This window comes from Achromobacter sp. ACM03 (assembly GCF_014851665.1).
Taxonomy (GTDB): domain Bacteria; phylum Pseudomonadota; class Gammaproteobacteria; order Burkholderiales; family Burkholderiaceae_B; genus Achromobacter; species Achromobacter aegrifaciens.
In genome coordinates this window covers 109,798-130,040 of record NZ_JACVAD010000001.1, presented here as the reverse complement: position 1 = coordinate 130,040, position 20,243 = coordinate 109,798, and the positions used below count along the sequence as shown (strand labels likewise).

20 protein-coding genes, 1 tRNA gene and 1 riboswitch are annotated in these 20,243 nt (G+C 65.9%); of the genes, 7 read left to right on the top strand and 14 right to left on the bottom strand.

Features of this window, described 5'->3' with window-relative positions; translation table 11 throughout:
- Positions 1 to 23 precede the first annotated feature (23 nt).
- The 6 genes from IB257_RS00600 to IB257_RS00575 all read right to left on the bottom strand — a co-directional run bounded on the left by IB257_RS00600 (position 24) and on the right by IB257_RS00575 (position 3,889).
- Positions 24 to 1,001 carry a TauD/TfdA family dioxygenase gene (locus tag IB257_RS00600; protein ID WP_175214469.1) on the bottom strand — a complete coding sequence of 326 codons (978 nt, stop codon included), beginning with the start codon at positions 999 to 1,001 and terminating at the stop codon, positions 24 to 26.
- Entirely contained in the window at positions 998 to 1,696 is a 699-nt protein-coding gene (locus IB257_RS00595; protein ID WP_175214468.1) for a 4'-phosphopantetheinyl transferase superfamily protein, read from the bottom strand. Before IB257_RS00595 ends, IB257_RS00600 begins: the two co-directional genes overlap by 4 nt.
- Positions 1,674 to 2,426, bottom strand: a complete 753-nt coding sequence (locus IB257_RS00590) for a thioesterase II family protein (RefSeq protein WP_175214467.1) — start codon at positions 2,424 to 2,426, stop codon at positions 1,674 to 1,676. Before IB257_RS00590 ends, IB257_RS00595 begins: the two co-directional genes overlap by 23 nt.
- Positions 2,426 to 2,680, bottom strand: coding sequence for an MbtH family NRPS accessory protein (locus IB257_RS00585; protein WP_119449085.1), 255 nt, complete (start codon positions 2,678 to 2,680; stop codon positions 2,426 to 2,428). Before IB257_RS00585 ends, IB257_RS00590 begins: the two co-directional genes overlap by 1 nt.
- 287 nt (positions 2,681 to 2,967) lie before the next feature.
- Positions 2,968 to 3,216: a DUF4880 domain-containing protein gene (locus tag IB257_RS00580; RefSeq protein ID WP_175214466.1), complete on the bottom strand. Its 249-nt coding sequence runs from the start codon at positions 3,214 to 3,216 to the stop codon at positions 2,968 to 2,970.
- A 151-nt stretch (positions 3,217 to 3,367) separates the two neighbouring features.
- The gene (locus IB257_RS00575; protein ID WP_054456552.1) at positions 3,368 to 3,889 is read right to left on the bottom strand and encodes a sigma-70 family RNA polymerase sigma factor; all 522 of its coding nucleotides are present in this window, start codon (positions 3,887 to 3,889) and stop codon (positions 3,368 to 3,370) included.
- A 360-nt stretch (positions 3,890 to 4,249) separates the two neighbouring features.
- Here IB257_RS00575 and xth point away from each other — a divergent pair, with 360 nt between their 5' ends.
- Both xth and IB257_RS00565 read left to right on the top strand, forming a co-directional pair.
- Entirely contained in the window at positions 4,250 to 5,032 is a 783-nt protein-coding gene (xth, locus tag IB257_RS00570; protein ID WP_054456551.1) for an exodeoxyribonuclease III, read from the top strand.
- Between the two features lie 66 nt (positions 5,033 to 5,098).
- Positions 5,099 to 5,174, top strand: a tRNA-Ala gene (locus IB257_RS00565).
- Between the two features lie 134 nt (positions 5,175 to 5,308).
- On the opposite strand, the gene IB257_RS00560 is transcribed toward IB257_RS00565, so the two are convergent.
- Positions 5,309 to 6,022, bottom strand: coding sequence for an autoinducer binding domain-containing protein (locus tag IB257_RS00560; RefSeq protein ID WP_054456550.1), 714 nt, complete (start codon positions 6,020 to 6,022; stop codon positions 5,309 to 5,311).
- A 161-nt stretch (positions 6,023 to 6,183) separates the two neighbouring features.
- Positions 6,184 to 7,140 (bottom strand): LysR substrate-binding domain-containing protein, encoded by a 957-nt coding sequence (locus IB257_RS00555; protein ID WP_119449089.1) that lies wholly within the window; start codon positions 7,138 to 7,140, stop codon positions 6,184 to 6,186.
- Positions 7,141 to 7,261: 121 nt separating this feature from the next.
- Here IB257_RS00555 and IB257_RS00550 point away from each other — a divergent pair, with 121 nt between their 5' ends.
- From IB257_RS00550 to IB257_RS00540, 3 genes are read left to right on the top strand one after another with little or no spacing between them, the layout of a single operon-like run.
- Positions 7,262 to 8,395 carry an ABC transporter substrate-binding protein gene (locus IB257_RS00550; RefSeq protein WP_175162602.1) on the top strand — a complete coding sequence of 378 codons (1,134 nt, stop codon included), beginning with the start codon at positions 7,262 to 7,264 and terminating at the stop codon, positions 8,393 to 8,395.
- A gap of 26 nt (positions 8,396 to 8,421) precedes the next feature.
- Positions 8,422 to 9,636, top strand: coding sequence for a thiolase family protein (locus tag IB257_RS00545; RefSeq protein ID WP_175162600.1), 1,215 nt, complete (start codon positions 8,422 to 8,424; stop codon positions 9,634 to 9,636).
- Complete coding sequence (locus IB257_RS00540) at positions 9,633 to 11,138, top strand: AMP-binding protein (RefSeq protein WP_192491706.1); 1,506 nt, start codon at positions 9,633 to 9,635, stop codon at positions 11,136 to 11,138. Before IB257_RS00545 ends, IB257_RS00540 begins: the two co-directional genes overlap by 4 nt.
- 47 nt (positions 11,139 to 11,185) lie before the next feature.
- On the opposite strand, the gene IB257_RS00535 is transcribed toward IB257_RS00540, so the two are convergent.
- Entirely contained in the window at positions 11,186 to 12,637 is a 1,452-nt protein-coding gene (locus IB257_RS00535) for a sodium:solute symporter family protein (protein WP_119449093.1), read from the bottom strand.
- 107 nt (positions 12,638 to 12,744) lie between these two features.
- Positions 12,745 to 12,851, bottom strand: a riboswitch (TPP riboswitch).
- Between the two features lie 174 nt (positions 12,852 to 13,025).
- Here IB257_RS00535 and IB257_RS00530 point away from each other — a divergent pair.
- Positions 13,026 to 14,306 (top strand): LLM class flavin-dependent oxidoreductase, encoded by a 1,281-nt coding sequence (locus IB257_RS00530; RefSeq protein WP_054456544.1) that lies wholly within the window; start codon positions 13,026 to 13,028, stop codon positions 14,304 to 14,306.
- Positions 14,307 to 14,353: 47 nt separating this feature from the next.
- On the opposite strand, the gene IB257_RS00525 is transcribed toward IB257_RS00530, so the two are convergent.
- Genes IB257_RS00525 through IB257_RS00510 form a run of 4 tightly spaced genes read right to left on the bottom strand, consistent with a single transcriptional unit; the run spans position 14,354 to position 18,165 of the window.
- Positions 14,354 to 14,572, bottom strand: coding sequence for a hypothetical protein (locus IB257_RS00525; protein ID WP_119449095.1), 219 nt, complete (start codon positions 14,570 to 14,572; stop codon positions 14,354 to 14,356).
- A complete protein-coding gene (locus tag IB257_RS00520; RefSeq protein ID WP_192491705.1) occupies positions 14,572 to 16,464 on the bottom strand; it encodes an alpha/beta fold hydrolase in 1,893 nt (630 codons plus the stop codon). Before IB257_RS00520 ends, IB257_RS00525 begins: the two co-directional genes overlap by 1 nt.
- Positions 16,461 to 17,495, bottom strand: coding sequence for a DUF4105 domain-containing protein (locus IB257_RS00515; protein ID WP_175162590.1), 1,035 nt, complete (start codon positions 17,493 to 17,495; stop codon positions 16,461 to 16,463). The genes IB257_RS00520 and IB257_RS00515 overlap by 4 nt, the downstream gene beginning before the upstream one ends.
- A complete protein-coding gene (locus tag IB257_RS00510) occupies positions 17,482 to 18,165 on the bottom strand; it encodes a MarC family NAAT transporter (protein WP_054456540.1) in 684 nt (227 codons plus the stop codon). Before IB257_RS00510 ends, IB257_RS00515 begins: the two co-directional genes overlap by 14 nt.
- Positions 18,166 to 18,317: 152 nt before the next feature.
- Between IB257_RS00510 and IB257_RS00505 the strand changes: the two genes are divergently transcribed.
- Positions 18,318 to 18,956 carry a TetR/AcrR family transcriptional regulator gene (locus IB257_RS00505; protein ID WP_054456539.1) on the top strand — a complete coding sequence of 213 codons (639 nt, stop codon included), beginning with the start codon at positions 18,318 to 18,320 and terminating at the stop codon, positions 18,954 to 18,956.
- Here IB257_RS00505 and IB257_RS00500 read toward each other — a convergent pair.
- Positions 18,917 to 20,182 carry an MFS transporter gene (locus IB257_RS00500; protein WP_175162588.1) on the bottom strand — a complete coding sequence of 422 codons (1,266 nt, stop codon included), beginning with the start codon at positions 20,180 to 20,182 and terminating at the stop codon, positions 18,917 to 18,919. The two genes, IB257_RS00505 and IB257_RS00500, sit on opposite strands and share 40 nt — an antisense overlap.
- Between the last annotated feature and the right edge of the window lie 61 nt (positions 20,183 to 20,243).

The following is a 20,243-nucleotide window of genomic DNA, read 5'->3' as shown; positions in this document are numbered from 1 at the left end:
GATTCCCTTGTTCGGCGATGCGTTCAGAACTTGCCCAGATTGCCGTGCGGTTCGGCCATGGCCACCACCACCTTGCGCAGTCCCTTGAAGGGCGAGCGCGCGTGGGCGACCAGCATGTTGTCCAGCATCGTGACGTCGCCCTGCTCCCACTTGAAGGAAACGGTCTCGGCGTCCAGCACGGCCCGCACTTCGTCGAGCACTGCGTCCGGCATCTGCGAGCCGTCCGCGAAAAGGGTGTTGCGCGGCAGGTTGTCCACGCCCAACAGCTCAACCAGAGAGTCGCGCACCTCGGGATGCAGGTTGGAAACATGGAACAGATGGGCCTGGTTGAACCAGACCACCTCGCCAGTCACTGGATGCGTCTCGATGGCCTGGCACCGCTGGGTCGTGCGCAGATCTCCATCGGACTTCCATTCCCAGTGGATGCCGTTGTTGCGGCAGAAGGCTTCGACCTCGCCGCGGTTCTCTGTGTTGAACACCGCCTGCCAGGGCACATCGAAGTCGCCATAGTTGCGCACATAGATGACGCCGGGCGCGAAGCGGTCGCGGATCGCAGCGGGCATGCGCCGGTAGATCGCACGGCTGTCGGCGATCGGCGTCTCGCCGCCCTCCAGCGCGGGCATCACGCAATGAAACCAGGCTTTCATCGGCCACTGGCGCGTGTAGGCCTGTTCGTTGTGCAGTGGAATGGACTGGTGGGCCGGATACTCGGTCGCGGTGTAGACCCCGCCGCCCACGGCCGTTCGCGGCGTGGAGCCGAACTCGTAGCTCAACAGCGGATGCCCGAAGCGGGCGGCGAACTCCCGGAAGCCCTCCACGGAAGGTACGTCGAAGCCGCGCAGCAATACCCCGCCGACGGTCGCCACCTTAGCCTCGATCTCGGCGCGCAAGCGCGGCAAGGCATCCAGCAAGGGCTCGCCCGCGCGGGCGGGCGTAATCAGTGCAGGCAGATCGGATCCAGGCGGAGCCCGGCGTTCAAATCGAGTCACCAGATCATTCATCGCAATCCTCCCTTGGCGTCGGGCTGCCAGGCCAAGGCGGCGGCATAGCCGGACGGAGCGCCGAGACGCAGAACATCCACGCACGGCCCTTGCAGATCCACACGACGCAACACATAGCGGCTACCCTCACCCGGATCGGGCGCCAGTACCGACAAGCGCTGCAAGTGCTCCGACACGCCCAGGCCCAGAGCTTTCAGCACGGCTTCCTTGGCGGTCCAGCAATCGAAAAAATCGAGCCGCCGCGCTGCGGGCAGCTCACATTCCTGCATCGACAACACCAACCGGGACAGGCCCGCGAAATCGCAATTCGGATCGCGGCGTTCGATATCGACACCGACCGGAACGCTGTCCGATAAGGCAATCAAGGCGTAGTCTCCGGCATGGGAAACGTTGAAGTACGGAGCGGGATCGGCGGAGCACGCTACGTCCAGACGCGGCTTGCCATGCTTGTTGGCCGCGAACCTCAGGCGTTCCGGGCGGCAATCCAGGCGCGCGCCCAGCAGTCTGCGCAATGCCGCCCGCGCGCTGACGAAGCGGACCTTGTCGCCGTGCCGATGGAAGCGCTGCGCGCGCGCGGTCTCTTCACTGCTGAGCAAAGCCAGGTCGCTTTCCGCCACGGGTGCGGCCAGATCGACCGCAAGCTGGAACACCTGGATGCCCGCCGGCAGCGGATCAGGCAGTTGCCGCGGCTGCATGGCCTGCTCCGGAACATTGGCGAGCCAACTCGCGCGTAATGGCCGCCAGCACTTGCTGCTCGTGCTGGCGGATGAAGAAATGTCCGCCATCGAACCAGTCGAGCGTGTAGTCATGACGGGTCTCACGTCGCCAGGCCTCGATACGTTCCGCGTCGATGTCGTCCAGTCTTCCGGCAAAGGCATGCACCGGCACCGGTAGCGGCTCGGACAGGCGATAGCGGAAGCTTCCGCAAACGCGGTAGTCAGCAGCCAGCGCATCCAGGGTCAGGCGCAGCAATTCGACGCTGTCGAATACGGCTTGCGGCGTGCCACCCTGTTTGCGCAGATCCGCCATCAAGGCGGCGTCATTGTCCAGGTCGGCAAAGCGATCCGGATCCCGGCGCGACGGCGCCGGGCTGGCCGACACGAATACAGCCTGGGGCAGAGGCAGGGCCAGCGCATGCCGACGCTGAGCCACGGCATGGGCCAGCAAGGCTCCCATGCTGTGGCCAAACAATGCATAGCGGCCTTGCATCGCCGCGGCGTGTTCATCGCAGATCCGCTCGACGAGTTGCGCAAAATCTTCGACGTACGGCTCGTCCAGCCGAATTCCGCGCCCGGGCAGCTCCACCGGAACGATGCCGATCCATGCCGGCAAGTGGCGGCGCCACCGCAGATACATGGTTGCGCTCGCGCCCGCGCAGGGCAAGACGAGCAGATTGATGGATGGCGTATGCGTGGCGCTGGACATCAGGCCGCCGTGGCGCTGGATTGAACCGCGACCGCGGATTGTTCGTCCATCCATCGGCGCAGCGACAGAGGCCGCATGTCGGTCCAGGTCTTCTCGACATAGTCGAGAACGGCTTTCTTGTCTCCCTTGACGCCGTCGACGGCGCGCCAGCCGCCGGGTACGGCCTTCCAGTGAGGCCAGATCGAATACTGTTCTTCGTGATTGACGAGAACGATGAAAGTCTCGTCCTCGCGGTCAAAACAACTGGTCGACATGGGCTGCCTCGCGCATTGAAGGAGGTGACCCTCGCTGCGCCGGCCCAATGCCGACTTGCGGGTCACCGCAAGCAAAGACGAGTCAGCTGTTCGGTTTGTTTACCCGCGACGTCCTCCCGGAGCGGACAAGAGCGAACTTCTCTACACACGTTGGTTGCGCGCGGACACATGCAAACGCATCCTTGCGGATGCCACGCTGATCGAGTTTGCTGCGCGGCAGGAGATGCAAGCCGCGCATGGCGGCATGGCGTCAATGGAGGCAGACGTGGCGAGAACAGGCCTGAAAACTAGGCCTTGCCGCCGAGGTCCTCGGCGCCCGGAACATCGATATCGTTCGCGGAAGGAACCAGACCCGCCATCAACCACAGGCGGCCAGCCTTGTCGTAGGCCTGGCGATGTGCCGCATCGGCGGCGAGCCATTGCACCAGCTCGGCTTCGTCGGTTGCATCGAAACTATCGTGCTCGTGCTGGCGCAGCACCCAGGACCAGGCAACATCCCAGACCGGGTCTTGCTTCGAATTGATGTCATCGCCCATAGGCTACCTTGGGGGCTAAAAGGCTGGTTGGCGCTATGGTAAAGGAAAAGGTTATCCACGATAACCTCTCTGAGGGACGACATGCTGTCCAAACCGCATGCCTGCGCCCACCTGGCCGCAGGGGCAACTGCGCAGCCTGATGCCTGCGGGCTCAGGCCTCCAGCAAATCGCGGCAGCTGGCGACGGCCTCGGCGGCATCCCGGAGCATGAAGTTCACAAGCGTGGCTGAGCAGCCCATTTGCCGCGCAACCTCCCGCTGCGTCAAACCACCGAGCCTGTAGAGTTCGAAAGCGCGCCGCGTCCTGGGCGGCAAGGTGCCCAGGATCTGGTCAATGGCATCGATCACCTGCCGCTCCTGGAAGCGCCGGTCCGGCACGCAGCCGCCGGCGACCTGCGGCAATTCCCCGTCGTCGGTATAGATGCGATACGTAGATTCGACGGCCTGACGGCGGCAGTGGTCCAACGCCAGATTGCGGACCACTTGGCAACAATAGCTATAAGGTTTGCTGACATCGCGCGCGCATGCCCCTTCCATGAGTTTCAGGTAGGCGTCTTGCGTGACTTCGTCCGCGATCTCCGGCGTGCCCACGATTCTTTGCGCGATGCGACGAAGCTGCGCCCGATGCGCAATGAATATGTCTCCAAGCCCCACTCCCTGCGTACCCATGGACATTGAAGCGCCTCCGCGCAAAGATTTATGGTGACTTGTAATAACTCAATCTATTGCGAAAAATTATCATTAATGAAAAATCGAATGTCTATCGCCGCGCCCTCGTTTTCGCCCTAACCTGGCGCTTTTTACAGGGCTTCGAATCTGCTCCAGATTGCTTGCGGCACGAAGCCTCGAAAGCCTCTACGTCAACTTCAGAATGGACAGCCCGCCGGCTCGAGCGGCGCGGCCACGGTATCATCTGCGTCTGTCCCCGGCGACCGCCGACCACGCCCCGGATGTATGGCCAGATGATTAACTGGAACCGGGACCGTGGCAGGCGACGCCGCCGCAAGCCGCATGAATGAACGGTCTACAAAAACCATGAAATTAGCCACCTGGAACGTGAACTCCCTGAATGTGCGCCTGCCGCAGGTGCTGGACTGGCTGGCAGCCAATCCCGTCGACGTGCTGTGTATCCAGGAACTCAAGCTCACGGACGACAAGTTCCCCGAGGCCGCCTTCACCGAAGCCGGCTACCACGCCGTCTGGGCGGGCCAGAAAACCTATAACGGCGTCGCCATCATTTCGCGCGTGCCCGGCACGTCGATGGTGCGCAACATTCCCGGGTATGAAGATCCGCAGCAGCGCGTCCTGGCGCTGACTTTCCCCAGCCCCGAAGGCGATGTGCGCGTGGTCTGCGCCTACTGTCCCAATGGCCAGTCGGTGGGTTCGGACAAGTACGCCTACAAGCTGGACTGGTTCGAAGCCATGCGAGCCTGGCTGGCCGACGAGATCAAGCAGTATCCGCGGCTGGCCGTGCTGGGCGACTACAACGTCGCGCCGGCCGACGAAGACGTGCACAACCCCGAAAAATGGGAAGGCCAGGTGCTGGTGTCCGAGCCGGAGCGCAAGGCTTTCGGCGCCCTGCTCGACCTGGGACTGGCGGATTCCTTCCGCCTTTTCGAGCAACCGGAGAAATCCTTCAGCTGGTGGGACTACCGCCAGTTCGCGTTCCGCCGCAATGCCGGCCTGCGCATCGATCATGTCCTTCTGTCCGCGCCGCTGGTCAAGCGCTGCACCGCCTGCGTCATCGACAAGGAGCCGCGCCGCAACGAACAACCGTCCGATCACGCCCCGGTCGTTGCGACCTTGGCATTCGCCTGATTTTTTGTTCGGCGGCATATTGCGCAGGCCAAGAACATTCCTGTATAGTCTTGGTCTTGCTTCATTGGGGCGGTAGCTCAGCTGGGAGAGCGTCGCGTTCGCAATGCGAAGGTCGGGAGTTCGATCCTCCTCCGCTCCACCAAAATTCCCGCCAAGACAGGGCACTACATTTAACGATGTAGTGCCCTGTCTTGCTTTATGCGCCGGGTTCCGGCATCTGCCGAATCTCGATCCCGCAACGTGCGGAAATCGACTGGCTGCCAAGGCGCCGCCCACTTATCGTAGAAGTCCGAGCAACGCGGCGCGAGCGACGGCTGCAGTCCGATTCCGGGCGCCGAGCTTGGAAATGGCGTTTTTCGTATGGAATCTGACCGTCGACTCGGCAATCGCCAGTATTTCGGACACGTCGCTGCTGGTCTTGCCGTCCGCCGCCCATTTTAGAATTTCGGTCTCGCGGCGGGTCAGCGGAGTATCTGGCGTTAATTTAAATCGCGGCAGCAAGACCCTGCTGAGCGCCAGGTGCGCAACGGTCACCAGCCATCGCATGCGCAATTCCTTGCTGAGCAGTTCCTCATCGGAGAGTTGCTCCTTCTGCCTGGCCAGCGTCAGCATTCCGCCGGTTCCGTACGCGTCCAGGTTCGACTGGGCCCATCCCACACAAAGCCCGGCTGCCTGCGCCTCGTCCCAAAGCTCTGGCGTTTCGGCAAATACCCTCTCCGACCAGACGATAGGCAGCGCAGACTGGCTGCAGTGTTTTACGGTAGGGTCGACTTCCACGTAACGCGCCTGTGCGTAGCGCTCCTGCCACACAGTCGGATAATTGCTGATCATGACGACCTGAGGGTTGGTAAACGGCAAGGCCGTCCCCACTGCATACCCGCAATAAGTAAACCCCAAATCCAATGCAGCGGCTGCCACCTTCGTGAAAACAGCTTGCTCAGTGGTTGCGCTATTAGTCGCCAATAGAAGGTCTTGTGCCCACGGCTTCATTCCGAATTCCGTCCCCGTGCATTTGCATCGCAATCATTTGAAAATCGCACGGCTGAAATCAAGAAAAGGCCGCTGTCGCAATATAGTTAAACTCCTGAAATATTTCAAAATATAAACAAACATGATTACTTGTTTATATTTTATTTATTGACTGCCGGCATTCAAACGCTTGCGTCGGCGCGCACCGTCGTCGCAGCGACTCGCAGCGCATCCAGGAACAACGATGCCGCAGCCGCGGCGCGCGCATCTCGTCGCGTCATGATGCCCACGGGATGCAGCCGCGCCTGCAAGGCCAGCGGCAGGATGGCCAGTTGCCCGTTTGCCGCCAGAGAGCGCGCCACACGCAGCGGGATGGCCGACAGCAGCGAGGTCCGCTGCAACAACGAGACGATGGTCAGAATGGCGCTGGATTCGATGGCTACCTGCGGAAAGCCCGCGCCGCGCGCCGAGACGGCGGCGGCGACCATGCTGTAGAGCGCGGCGTTGCGCGACGGCAGCACCCAGCGGCAGTTGTCCAGCGCGGCGCCGCTCAGGCGGCTGCGCGAGGCCAGCGGATGGGCGGGGCCGCAGACGACTGCGGTAGCCTCGTCGTAAAGGATCTCGCATTGCAGATCCGCGTCCGCACCCTCCACCCCCAGCCGTCCCACGACGCAGTCCAGCTCGCCCGCACGCAAGGCGGGCAGCAACTGCTTTTCCAGGCCCTCGGACAGCTCTATGCGCAGAGCTGGATGGCTTTCTTGCAGGCCTTGCACCGCAAGCGGCACCAGCAGGTGCGCGACCACCGGAAAAATGCCTGCCCGGACTTTGCCGGTCGCGCCGTTGGCGGCCGCCGCGAGTTCGGCGTGCGTGGCGTCCAGCTCATTCAGCAGCAGACGCGCGCGATCGATCATCAGCAGGCCCAGCGCGGTCGGCGCGACGCCGTGATGCGAACGCTCGAACAAGGGCTGCCCTGCCAGCGCCTCGGCCTCGCCCAGGAGCTTGCTCAGCGCGGGCTGGCTAAGGTGCATGGCTTCGGCTGCCCGGTGCAGATTTCCGACCCGTCCCAGCTCGTGCAACAAGACCAGGTGGCGGATGCGCAGGCGCGATCGCAGCTGCTGCAGAGTGGGGATGTCCGGCATGGAATGCGGTCGGTGAGTTGGTTATCGATTGATAAGGAACCGCAATTATCCAGTTATCGCCGACACGCCCATACTGGGGGCATCCCGCTAGTCGGGCGATATCCAAAAAAGGGGAATAGCCATGTTTCATCGTCTTGCCGCGCTGGCGCTGGCCTGCGCCCTGGCGCCTGCCGCCGCGTCCGCCGACATCCGCATTGGCGTGATTGCCAGCAGCACCGGACCCGGAGCCTCCATGGGTTCGCTGTACCGCAGCACCGTGCCGCTCCTGCCCAAGACGCTGGGCGGCCAGCCGGTGGAATACATCGCGCTGGACGATGCGACCGATCCGTCGTCCGCGGTGAGGACCGCCCGCAAGCTGATCACCGAAAACAAGGTGGACGCCATCATCGGCCCGAGCAACGTGCCAACCTCGATGGCGGTCACGGAAGTCGCCCGCGAAGCCCGCACGCCGCAACTCTCGCTGGCACCCATCGCGGTCAGCCCGGACCGCGCCGAATGGATCTTCGTGGTGGCCCACGGCATAGACCTCATGGTGGACTCGCTGACCGCCGACATGGTCAAGCGCGGCGTGAAGAGCGTGGCCTACATCGGGTTTTCGGACGCCTGGGGCGACGCTGTCTACCGCGCCTTGCAGGAATCGGCCGCCAAGCGCGGCATCAAGGTGCTCAGCAACGAACGCTATGCGCGCACCGACAACTCGGTCACGGCGCAGGTGCTGAAGATCGTCGCCCTCAATCCGGGCGCGGTGCTGGTCGGGGGCTCGGGCACGCCGGGCGCCCTGCCCCATCTGTCGTTGCGCGAACGCGGCTATCAGGGCGTTCAGTACAACACGCATGGTGTGATCAACAAGGATTTCCTGAAGCTCGGCGGCAAGGGAGTCGATGGCGTGATCGTGCCCAGCGGGCCCGTGCAGGTGGTGGAACAGCTGCCCGCGGACAGCCCGATCAAGCCGGTCGCCACGCGTTACGCCCAGCAGTATGAATCGACCTACGGCGCCGACTCTCGCAACGCCTTCGCGCCATATACCTACGACGCCTATCTGCTGCTGGACGCGGCCGTGGCCAAGATTCCGGCGGGCACCCAGCCTGGCACCCCGGCCTTCCGCCAGGCGCTGCGCGACGCCCTGGAAAGCCTGCAGGGCACCGTCGGCACACAGGGCATCTACATGATGTCGCCCACCAACCACAACGGCCTGGACGAGCGCGGCGTCGTGCTGATGCAGGCCCGTTCGGGCGCCTGGCAGTTCCTGCCGTAAGCCGCCCATTTGCAGCAGGAGTCCGCATGACCGGCGTACACATTCCTTATGGCGCGTATTGGAGCACGCCTTTCTCGCGCTGGCAGGGCAGCCTGTCACGCCTGCACAGCCTGCGTTTCGCGGCCTGGACCGCGAGCCGCGAACTGGAACGCCGCGGCATCGCGCCCGCGGCGCTGCAGAGCGCGGTGCTGGGCTGCTCGGTGCCGCAGCAGGGCTCGTTCTACGGCTTGCCCTGGGTGGCCGGCATGCTCGGCGCGCCCCATCTGGCGGGGCCGGTGGTTTCGCAGGCTTGCGCCACCTCGGCGCGGGGCCTGGCCACGGCCGCGGCCGAACTCATGCTCGGCAACGCCGAGACCTCGCTGGTCCTCATGGCCGACCGCGTGTCCAACGGACCGCAGCTCTACCATCCCGATCCCGCCGGCCCGGGTGGCTCCGGCGCGCATGAAAACTGGGTGCTGGACAATTTTTCCCACGATCCCTGGAGCGGCCTGTCCATGCTGCAGACCGGGGAGCGCGTGGCCGAGCGCCACGGCATTTCCACGGACGAGCAGAATGCGGTCACGCTGCGCCGCTACGAGCAATATGCGCAGGCCTGCGCCGACGGCCGCCGGTTCCAGCAGCGCTACATGACGCTGCCCTTCGAGGTGCCCGACGCGCGCTACGCCAAGACCGCATCGGTGCTGGAAGGCGATGAAGGCATCCACGCGACGACGGCGGAGGGTCTGGCGCGGCTGACGCCCGTGCTGCCCGGCGGCACCATTACCTATGGCGGGCAGACGCATCCGGCCGACGGCAACGCCGGCATGATTCTGGCAACCGCCGAACGTGCGCGTGAGTTGTCACAACGTCCTGAAATCGGCATCGAGATACTGGGCTTCGGCCAGTCGCGCACCGAAAAGGGCTACATGCCGCAGGCGCCCATCGAAGCCGCCGGCCATGCGCTGCAACGCGCCGGCCTGGCCGCGGCCGACCTGCATGCGGTGAAGACGCACAATCCCTTCGTGGTCTCCGACATCGCGCTGGCGCGCGCCACGGGGTTGGACGTCATGGCCATGAACAACTATGGCTGCTCGCTGGTGTGGGGCCATCCCCAAAGCCCGACCGGCCTGCGGTCCGTCATCGAGCTTATCGAGGAACTGGCCGAGCGCGGCGGCGGACTGGGCCTCTTCACGGGCTGCGCGGCCGGCGACAGTGCAATGGCAGTGGTCCTGCGCGTGGACGCTGGCGGAGCTGCACGATGAGCCAATCCAGCCTCGAAGGCGTCCTGCGCATCCCCGCGCTGCTGGCCCGCGCGGTGCGCGACTGGCCCGAACGCACGGCCTTGGTCTGCGGCGCGCGGCGCGTCGATTACCGGCGCTACGCCGCCGAAGTCTGGGCGACGGCCCGCCGTCTGCAAGCATGTACGGTGTCCGGCGCGCGGATCGCAACCCTGCTGGGCAATTCGGACCTGGCCTGTGTGGTGACGCTGGCGTTGCAGTGCTCCGGTAACCAGCATGTGCCGCTCAATCCGCTCTATACGGCGCGCGAACTGGAATTCATCCTGCGCGACGCGCAGCCCGCGCTGCTGATTGCCGATGCCGCGTCCATCGCCGTTGCGGCGCCGCTGGCTGCGGCGCTGGGCATCCGCTTGGTCGCGGAAGACGAAGCCCGTGCGTGGCTGAAGCCTGGCATGGACGATGCGCCGCTGGACGATGCCGAGGCCCAGGCGCCGGCCCTGCTGCAATACACCGGCGGCACGACCGGACATCCCAAGGGCGTGATCCTCGGACGCGACGCCATCGCCACCAATGTGTTGCAGCGGGAACTGGCGCTGCCCACCCGCTACGGCGCCGACAGCGTGCTTTGCGCCATGCCGCTATTCCATTCCTATGGCATGGCCATGGGCCTGTTCCTGGCCGCCAGCGCCGCGGCCACGCTGGTGGTGCTGCCGCGCTACCGGCCCGACGACGTCTGCGACGCGGTGGAGCGCGAGCGTATCACGCTGTTTCCGGGCAGCCCCACGATCTATACCGGCCTGCTGTCGCATCCGCGCTTTGGCGGCACCGACTGGTCCAGCGTGCGGGCCTGCTATTCCGGTTCCGCGCCGCTGGCCGAAGAGGTGCACCGGCGCTGGGAAGCTGCGGTAGGCGCGCCGATCTACGAAGGCTATGGCCAGACCGAGGCCGGCCCCATCCTGACTTACAACGGCCCGGCCGGAACCCGCCATGGCTCGGTTGGCACGCCCGTCGCGCGCACCGAGGTGCAGGTGGTCGACCTGGAAACAGGCTCGGTCGTGCTGCCGCCCGGCCAGCGCGGCGAAATCCGCGCGCGGGGGCCGCAGATCATGCAAGGCTATCTGGCCAGGCCCGACGCTACCGCTGAAACCCTGCGCGACGGCTGGCTGTACACGGGCGACATCGGCGAATTCGCGGAGGACGGATTCCTGTACATCCGGGACCGCAAGAAGGATCTGGTGATTTCCGGCGGCTACAACGTCTACCCGCGCGAGGTCGACGAAGTGCTATACCTGCATCCCGACGTGGCCGAAGCCGCGGCAGTGGGCTGGCCCGACAGCTACCGCGGCGAGGTCATCCGCGCCTTCGTCGTCCTGCGGCCGGGCGCGGCAATCGACGAAGCCGGGCTGATCGCGCACTGCCAATCGAATCTGGCGCGCTACAAGGTGCCGGCGGTCATCTGCATACTCGACGCCCTGCCCTACACGGGCGCCAACAAGGTGGACAAGAAGGCGCTGCGCGCGCCATGAACGCAGCGCGGCGCTCGCTGAAAAGCGCCGCGCTGCAAAGCGGGCGCCTAGACGGGATCCCGATCCAGCCGGCGCACCGCCGCGCTCAGCGTCGAAAAATCGAACTCCTTGCGGCCGCGCAACAGGCAGCGCATCAGCACGGTCGTCACCACCGGCACCACCGCCGCCAGCAGGAAGGACTCCAGCAGGAACGAGGGCTTGTCGCCCGGCGCCGGGAAGTAGAACAGGCCGGCCGCCAAGCCGGAGATGGTGGCGACGGTGGCGGTGAGGCCGTCGTGCTTGCGGCTGAACAATCCGTAGAAGACCGGGAAGGCGGCTGCGGAGCACAGCAGGTCGGCCAGCAGGAACAGGTACAGCACGCTGTAGCCTTGCGAGGCCACGATCATGACCGGAATGGCCATCAACAGCACCAGCCAGCGCGCCAGCCGCTTCATGGTCATGGAGCTGGCGTTGGGCATCAGGCGGCGCATGTCGACCGCGATGATGCTGGAGACGGCGCTGATCGCCGTGTCGGCGGTGCTCATGACCAGCGACAGCCCCAATGGAATCAGCGCGATCACGAACCATGCGGGGGCATGCGGCATGATGACGCTAAAGAGCGCGATGGAGCTGTCTCCCTGCGGCGCCAGGCCGACGAAGGCCAGGCCGAACAATCCCATGAGGAAGATGAAGGGCGCGACCAGCAGGCCGCCCAGCAGGAAACCGTTGCGCATGGAGCGCGCGTCGCGGGCGGCATAGATGCGCTGCCAGTTGCCCTGGTGGAATATCCCGGTCAGCAGGATGGCGACGAAGAAGGTCAGCCCCGCCTTGATGCCCACCGGATCGGTCAGGTCCAGCAACTGCGGCGCCTTGGCCTGTAGCGCTTCGATGGTGGGCATGGCCCCGCCCGCGGCTTGCCAGCCGACCAGGCACAGGATCACCAGCAGGGGCACGATCACCATCATCTGCACCTGGTCCGTGAAGATGGACGAGCGCAGGCCGCCGTAGGTGGTGTAGAGCAAGGTGGTGCCCATCACGATGGCGGCGGTGGCCCATAGCGGCACGGGGGCCAGCATGGTGACCAGCTTGGCGATCGCCGTGACTTCGGCCGACAGCGCAATGAAGAGATAGAACAGCATGATGAACAGCGCCAGGCCGTACATGGGCCGGCCGTAGCGCGCCATCAGGAATTCCGTCAGGGTGTGGCCGTGGGGGATCAGTTCGCGCATGCGCCGTCCCAGCGGAATCATGACCAGGCGCGGCGACATCGATCCCAGCGCGTAGCCGATGACCGCAGCCAGGCCGCCCCAGGTCGCCGCCTGCGCCGGCGAGAACAGGATCCAGGCGCCCAGGGTCGAGGCCATCAGCGTCAGGATGGTGCCGAAGGCGCCCTGGCTGTTGCGGGCGACGATGTAGTCTTCCAGCGTGCCGCGCTTGCGGCGGGTGTACAGCACGCTGGCCACGGCAAAGCCGCCCGAAAACAGCAGCAGCCACATCAGGGCGGTTGATTGGGTCAACATGGGTATCGGTCCTCCCGCTGCCGGCGGACAGCCGGACGCGCAACGCGGCGGCCCCGCCACGCTGGTGCGCAGGCCGCAAGATGAATGAAAGTCTAGGGAGGGCGCGCGGACTGCGCGATGTCCTTCCCTTCGCCGGCATTACCCGGATCAGGTTCAAAGGGTTACCGCGATGCCGCGGAATCTCAGCCCTTGCAGGGCTCCCCCAGGAATTGCCGCAAGATTAGGAGAGCGGCACGGCAATGTCAACGCGCCAGGCACGGACGACCGCCCACGGCTTTTGTGCTAAGTTCGCCCGCGTGCGGCGGCAGTTTTCCTGCCCGCCGCCGCAATCGTAGAGCCTGACCATGCCTATCGCGCCTTTTACCGCCCCTGCCCTGGCCGGATCGCCATGCTGCATCTGAACCTGTTCATCTTCGGCTGCGGCCACCATCGCGCCGCCTGGCGCCATCCGGATTCGGCCGCCGAGCGGCTGGGCGACATCGCCTATTACGAGGAACTGGCGCGCACCGCCGAACGCGGCAAGCTGGACGCCATTTTCTTTGCCGACGGACAATCGGTCGACAACATCGGCGACGGCCCGCGCTGGCACCTGGAACCGCTGACCGCCATGGCCGCGATTGCGCGCGCCACCTCCCGCATCGGCCTGATCAGCACGGTCTCCAGCACCTTCTTCACGCCCTTTCACGCAGCCCGCATGGTGGCCTCGCTGGACCATATTTCAGGCGGTCGCATGGGCTGGAACGTGGTCACGTCCATGTTCGACGCCGAAGCGCGCAACCACGGCTACGAGTCCATGCCGGGGCACGACTGGCGCTATGCGCGCGCCGAGGAGTTCGTCGACGTCGCATTGAAGCTGTTTGACTCTTGGGACGCGGATGCCCTGGCCATCGATCGCGCCGGCGACTATGGCGTGCCTGCGCGCGTACACAAGATCGGCCATCATGGCGAGCATTTCCTGGTCGATGGCCCCCTGACGGTGCCGCGTCCCCCGCAAGGCCGCCCGGTGCTGTTCCAGGCCGGCGCCTCGGACCAGGGCCGCGATCTGGCCGCGCGGCGCGCCGAAGCGATCTACGCCGTCGCCTACGACCTGCCCGCGGCGCAGGCCTACTACCGCGACATCAAGCGGCGCGTGCTGGCCGCCGGACGCCCGGATTTCGTGCCCATCATGCCGGGTCTGGTCACCTACGTGGGCTCGACCGAGGCCGAAGCCCGGGCCAAGCAGCGCGAACTGGACACGCTGCTGCCCAGCGACGCATCGCTGCGCCAGCTGGGCATGTTCGTGCTGCAGGATTGCTCCGCCTGGGAATTGGACGCGCCCGTCCCCACCCTGCCGCCCCTGGCCGAATTCACCGGCCCCAAGGGCCGCTACGCCACCATCCTGCGCATCATCGAAACCGAAAAGCCCACCGTGCGCCAGTTGCTCGGAAGGTTGGCGGCCGGCGGCGGCCACTGCACCATGGTGGGCACGCCCGAACAGATCGCCGACAGGATGGAACACTGGTACCGCAACGAAGGCGCCGACGGCTTCAATCTGATGCCGCCTTCCCTGCCCGGAGGCATCGACGATTTCGTCGAACAAGTGATTCCGGTGTTGCAACGCCGGGGTTTGTTCCGCACCGAGTACCAGCACCGCACGCTGCGCGGGCACCTGGGGCTGGAATCCCGATAGGCCGGCGCAGCGGCCCCTGGCCGGCCATTTCGGTCCTGCGCGCAGGATTATCCGGCTTGCGTGACAGGCCGCCTGTGCTTGGCCTTCGCGGCATCGCGCGCGGCTGCCTCGACGATCAGGGCCTGGCGTTTACGCGAAGTGGCCTGGCGCCTGGCCGCTGCGCGCGTCGCGATCCAGTCGTAGAGCAGTACGCCCGGCTGGCGCAACAGCGCCGCGGTCAAGATACCGGCGGCGGCGCCCAGCAGGCCGAACAACAACCCGTGCATCAGCGCGCTCCCTGTTCCAGCTGAAGCCGCAGAATGCGCCTGAGTTCCAGGATCGCCTGCGGCGTCTCCTGCACGCTGTGCGAGAACGGAATGATCTTCTCGGACTCGGCTCCTTCCAGATGCGCGCTGCGGTACGGCACCAGCCCGTCGTCCGAATCCGCCAGCGGGACGCCGGGCGTATTGTTCGCAATGATGCTGTGGTAGCGCACCGCCGGCGAAATCGGCATGGACTCGGTCAGTTTCACAAATCGGTCCTTTTCGCTCAGGTTGTCCACGCCATTGGGCACCCGGATCGAGGTTTCTGGCCGGGGCGGCCCATCGGCGTCGGCCAGCCTGTTGAGCTTGGCGAACTGCCTGACTACGGTCACAGGCAGCGTGATCAGGTTGGACAGCCAACGCGACAAAGTGTTCTCGGCAAATGGCGTACCCCGGTGCGGCGCCGCGATGAACACCGCGCGCGAGATGCCGGGAAATGGCTCGAAGCTCAGCACCGGGTCGAATTCAGCATGCGCCTCGGCCAGGCGGGTCTCGTCCAGCTTGGCGTGGTCGCGCAATGCGTCCCACAGCACGGTGCCGGACGAGGATACCAGCAGCCGGCTCAGCACGCCCCCCATGCTGTGCCCGATGATAACGGCGTCGCGTGAAGCCTGCGCCGCCCCCATGGGATCGAAATGCTCGATCGTCTGGCGCAGCGCATCGCGGATGGCGCGGTTGTTCAGCGCCAGCGGCGTGTTGGTCGGGTAATAGACCTGCCAGATCTGGTAATTCTGGCGCAGGGTTTCATCGCCCAGCACCTCGTTGGCGACGTTGATCCAGGCCTCGGGGCTGCTCGCCAGCCCGTGCAGCATGACGACGGTGCGCCGGTCCGGGTCGTAGGGCTGTAACAGATATACGTGCGGCGCCTCGATGCCCTCTTCCTTGCCCAGCACGTTGCGCAGCGCCTGGGTGGCGAAGCCCGACCGCGCCAGCCACAGGCCGTAGCCCGACGTGAAGTTGGCGGCAAGCGGCACCTTCGTGCCGGCCAGTTCGACCGAGTCCCGCTTGTATGGATCGTAGGCCGCCACGGTCGCATTGTGCGTGGCCATGACTTCCTCCAGCGTGCCGCCGGGAAAAGCCATGATGACGGTCACTGCCGGAAACGGCGTTTCACTGTACGGCGTCTTGAAGGTGTCGGCATCGTTGACACGGCGCGCCGTGACCGCCACCAACTCGGCGCCGAAGCCGTCGCGCCGGTACATGCTGCGCAGCCCCCGGAAGGTCAAGTTAGCCGCGGGCACCAGTTCGTGCGGAAACTGCTTGCCGCCGGGCAGCTTGACATCGGACATCTCGCCCACGACCTGCCAGGGCCCCGCCGCCATGCTGGCCCCGGGTTCCGGCGGGCGGCCGCGATGCTGCTCGAACAGGCGCGTGACGGCCTGCTGCACCGCGTAGTTGTAATAGTCGCGCACCTGGGTCTGGCGGTCCTCGAAGGCGCGGTCGCTGGGCGAGCGCGGCGTGAAGAACAGATAGGCATAGGCGGCCCGCGCCGTCTGCAGATAGGCGTCCAGCAGCTCGTCCTGGCCGGCCTGGCCGTCGGGGCGCTGCTTCTCCGTGGCCAACGCCTCCATCAGCCAGACTTCAGACAGCGTGGAGAGGCGCCGTTCGCTGTCCAGCCCATCCATGGTGGCAAGCGCGCGGGTACAGGCGTCGCGATCCTTGCGGCATTCCTGCGCGTTCAGGCCCAGCACGGCCATGGACTCGCGCGCGGAGGCGCTCAACTGGCCGGTGGTGAGCACGTCGCCGCGGCGCTGGGCGATGTAGTCCTGGGTGCTGACGGAAGACACCTTGACGCCTGCGCAGCCGGCGCACAGCAGCAGGGCCAGGATCGCGCCGGCCGCCCGGATTCCGCTCACTGCGCGGCCCCAGCGGATGCCGGTTGGCGGATGGCCCGCGAAAACTCGACCGGATCGGGGCCCGGCAATGCGGGCTTGCCAAGGTAGGCTTGTTCGCGCAGCTTGGCCAGCGGCTTGCGGGTATCCAGGCCGCCTTGTTCGTAGAGGTATTCCGGCAGGTAGCCGGACAGGAGGATGCGGTAATCCATCGGCAGGCCCGGCACGATGGCGCGCACCATGCTGTAGACCAGCGTCGTGCAATTGGCGGTCACCGTGTGATAGAAGCGCGGCGCGTCGGCCAGTTCATTCGCGGTGCGCACATAGGACAAGAACAATTCGCGCATGGCGGGCACGGGCATGTCGACGGGATACAGGTACACGCGTTCGGCGCGCGGCCCGGCCCGCACGTAGAGGATGTCGCGCTCCTGCGCGGCGATCACGCTCAGTTCGAACTGCTTGAAGAAGCCGCCGATCTCGGAAAACTGCTCGCCGCGTTCCTTGCGGATCTCGACCGAAAACACGACGTGACGGCCGTCGGTGAAACCGAAGGAGACCAGCGTGTGGGCGATGGCCGGGCTGCCCCAGTACGACAGGACCATGTCCACGGAAACGAGCTCGTTCAGGTTGTACTGCTGGCTTTCCCAGCGCGCCGTGTAGCGCGCGTCGGTATCGGCCTGCCAGTCGAAGTTGCGCACGCTGTCCAACGTGACAATGGATCCGGAGACGCTGCCGCGCAGCGTGCGCGCCACATCGTCCGCCCAGACCCGGTCGTTGGACGGGGCCAGCGTCTGCCACCAGACGCACAGCGCGGCCATGCCGATCAGCCAGGTCCAGGCGGATCGCCGCGTGCGTCCGCGCCACAGCGCGACGGCCGCATACAGGCACAGCGCGGCCCAGGCCAGCGCCGCTGCGCCTTGCACCACTGTGCCGCCTGGCATGCGGTAGAACAGCGCCAGACCGCCCCACAGCGCGGACAGGATAAGAACAAGACTGAAGATGACGCGTCCGGCGATCGCCAGGCAGCCGCGCCCGGGTCGATTACATGCCGCCATGCTGTTGCACGATTTCCAGAACGCCGTTGATCACGAACTGCACCGCCATGCACACGAGCAGGAAGCCCATGATGCGGGAGATGGCTTCCACCCCGCCCTGCCCGATCACGGCCACGATGCGCCCGGCCGAACGCAGGCATATCCAGAACAGCAGGCCCAGCAGGGAGAACACGAGGATGGGAGTCACCGCCAGCACCCAGGGCGCATAGGTCTGCGTCACCGAGGCATCGAGGGTCGCCGCGCCGCTGATGATCATGGCGATGGTGCCGGGGCCCGCCGTGCCAGGCATCGCCAGCGGCACGAAGGCGATGTTGGGCGTCTGCCGATTGGCCTGGGCATCAGCCACGTCGGCCTCGGAGGCGGTCGACGGCGCGGATGGGAACACCATGCTGAAGCCGATGCTGGCCACGATCAGCCCGCCGGCGATGCGCAGCCCCGGGATCGAAATGCCGAAGGTATGCATGATCCAGGCGCCGGCGTAGTAGGTGACCAGCATGATGCCGACCACGTAGAAGGCGGCCTGCCTGACCTGGCGTTCGCGCTCTTTATAGGGAATCTGCTGGCCCAGGGACAGCAGCAATGTCATGGAGGTCAGGGGATTGGCCAGGGGCAGCATCAAGGCCAGCCCCAGGCTGACCAGTTTTCCCAATTGAACCAGGTCGTCGATCATGGTGATGAGCGCTGCGGGCGCCGGCGTTGCGGCGGGTCACAGCTGCTTGGATGATGTTGCAAGCGCGTAATGTACTATACATTACACAAATTCAACCAGACATCCGCCTGGTGCAAGAGAGTCCGCGACCGATACGCGGCCATGGGAATGAAGTGAATACGATTCCAGACGATACGGCGCCGCGCGCGCTGACCAGCCGGGGCGAGGCGCGCCGCGAGCGCCTGCTCGAAGCCGCAACCCAGTCACTGCTGGAGCACGGCTACGCGCAAACTTCCATCCAGCGCATCGTGCGCCAGGCGGGCGGGTCGGCGGCCACCGCCTACCAGCTATTCGGCAACAAGGAAGGCCTGCTGGTTGCGGTGCTGGAGCACGAATTGAACGGCATGCGCGCGGCAGTCTTCGCCGACGCCATGCTGGACCAGCCCGTCGGTCCCGCTCTGCATGAACTTGCGCGACGCCTGCTGACCTACGCCCTGCAGCCCAAATCGGCTGCGCTCTACCGCCTGATCGTGTCGGAATCGCATCGCCTGCCGCACCTGGCCGAATCCCTGCGGCAGGCGGTGGAAGTGCAACTGCACGCGCCCCTGGAACAATGCCTGACACGCGCTTGCGCGCGCGGCGAATTGCGCATCGACGATCCGCGCCTGGCAGCGCGTACCCTGGGCAACCTGATCAACGGCATCGCCTCGCACGCGCGGCTGACCGGCGGCCGCGCCGACGGCCCCGACGCAGACCATCTGGCCACCTGCCGCTACGGGGTGGATACCCTGTTGCGCGCCTTCCGCGCGTAATCGCCGCGCCACTCGCCCCACCCTGCCCGCGCCAGCATCAGCGCCGGCCAGAGCATGCAGGCCGCGGCCAGCCATAGATTGGCCCGCAGCCCCAATGCGTCCACGCTGGGCACGCCCAGCAGCGAACCTGCCGCGATGCCCAGGTTGAACACCGCGACGAACAGCGATGTGGCGGCTTCCACGGCATCCGGCGCGGCCTTCATCATCCAGGTTTGCAGCGACACCGACACCGCGCCATAAGCCAGGCCCCACAGCAAGAGCAAGACCGCGACGGCCGGGCGCAACTGCCCCAGCATGCCCAGCAGCAGCAAGACCATCAGCAGGCTGACCGCGATCATCAGCAGCGTCGCGGCCGGCCGCCTGGCGGCCGCAGTCCCGCCCAGGAAGTTGCCCGCCACACCCGCCGCGCCGTAGGCGAAAAGCAGCGGTCCGATCCAGTTCTCTCCGAACGCCGCGTGGATCTGCAGCAGCGGACGGACGAAGGTGTAGGCCATGAAATGGCCCGCGACGAGGAACAGCGTGATCAGGAGACCCCGCCGCAGGCCCGGATTGGCCAGCTGCGACACCAGTTGGCGCGGACGCAGCGAACGCGCGGTGGGCAACGGCGGCAGGCTCAGCAGATTCAGCAGCAGCACGGCGGCGCACAGCGCGGCCATGGCGCCGAAGGCCGCGCGCCAGCCAGCCAGCTCGCCGATGAAGGCGCCCAGCGGTACGCCCAGCACGGACGCCACCGCTACCCCGCCGAAGATGACGGAAGTGGCCAGTCCCACCGAGCCCGCCCCGACCAGCCTGCCCGCCAATCCACCCGCGATCGCCCAGATGCCGCCGATGCAAAAGCCCACCAGCACCCGCGCCGCCAGGAACCACGCCATGCTGGGCGCCCAGGCGCTGGCCGCGTTGGCGCAGGCCAGCAGCGCCAGCAAACCGCAAAGGATCACGCGGCGGTCCGCCCCCTTCGCGCCGATGACGACCAGCGGCGCGAACAGCGCCGCCAGGATGGCCGGCACGAACAGCATGAAGCCGCCCATGCCCACCGAAACGTCGAGCGCAGCGGTAATGGGCACGAACAGCCCCACCGGCAGCATTTCGGTGGTGACCACGCAGAAGGTCGCCAGGCCGACGGCGATCACGCCCAGCCACGCACGCCAGCCAGCGCGCTCAGGCATGGGTTCGGTAAACGAAGCGCCGGCGATGGCGTGGTCTTCAGGGGAAATGCCGCGAGTCATGGTCAAAGGTTCCAGGCAAGGCCCAGGCCGGGCCGACTCCTGGGCAGTCTACTGTTTCCAT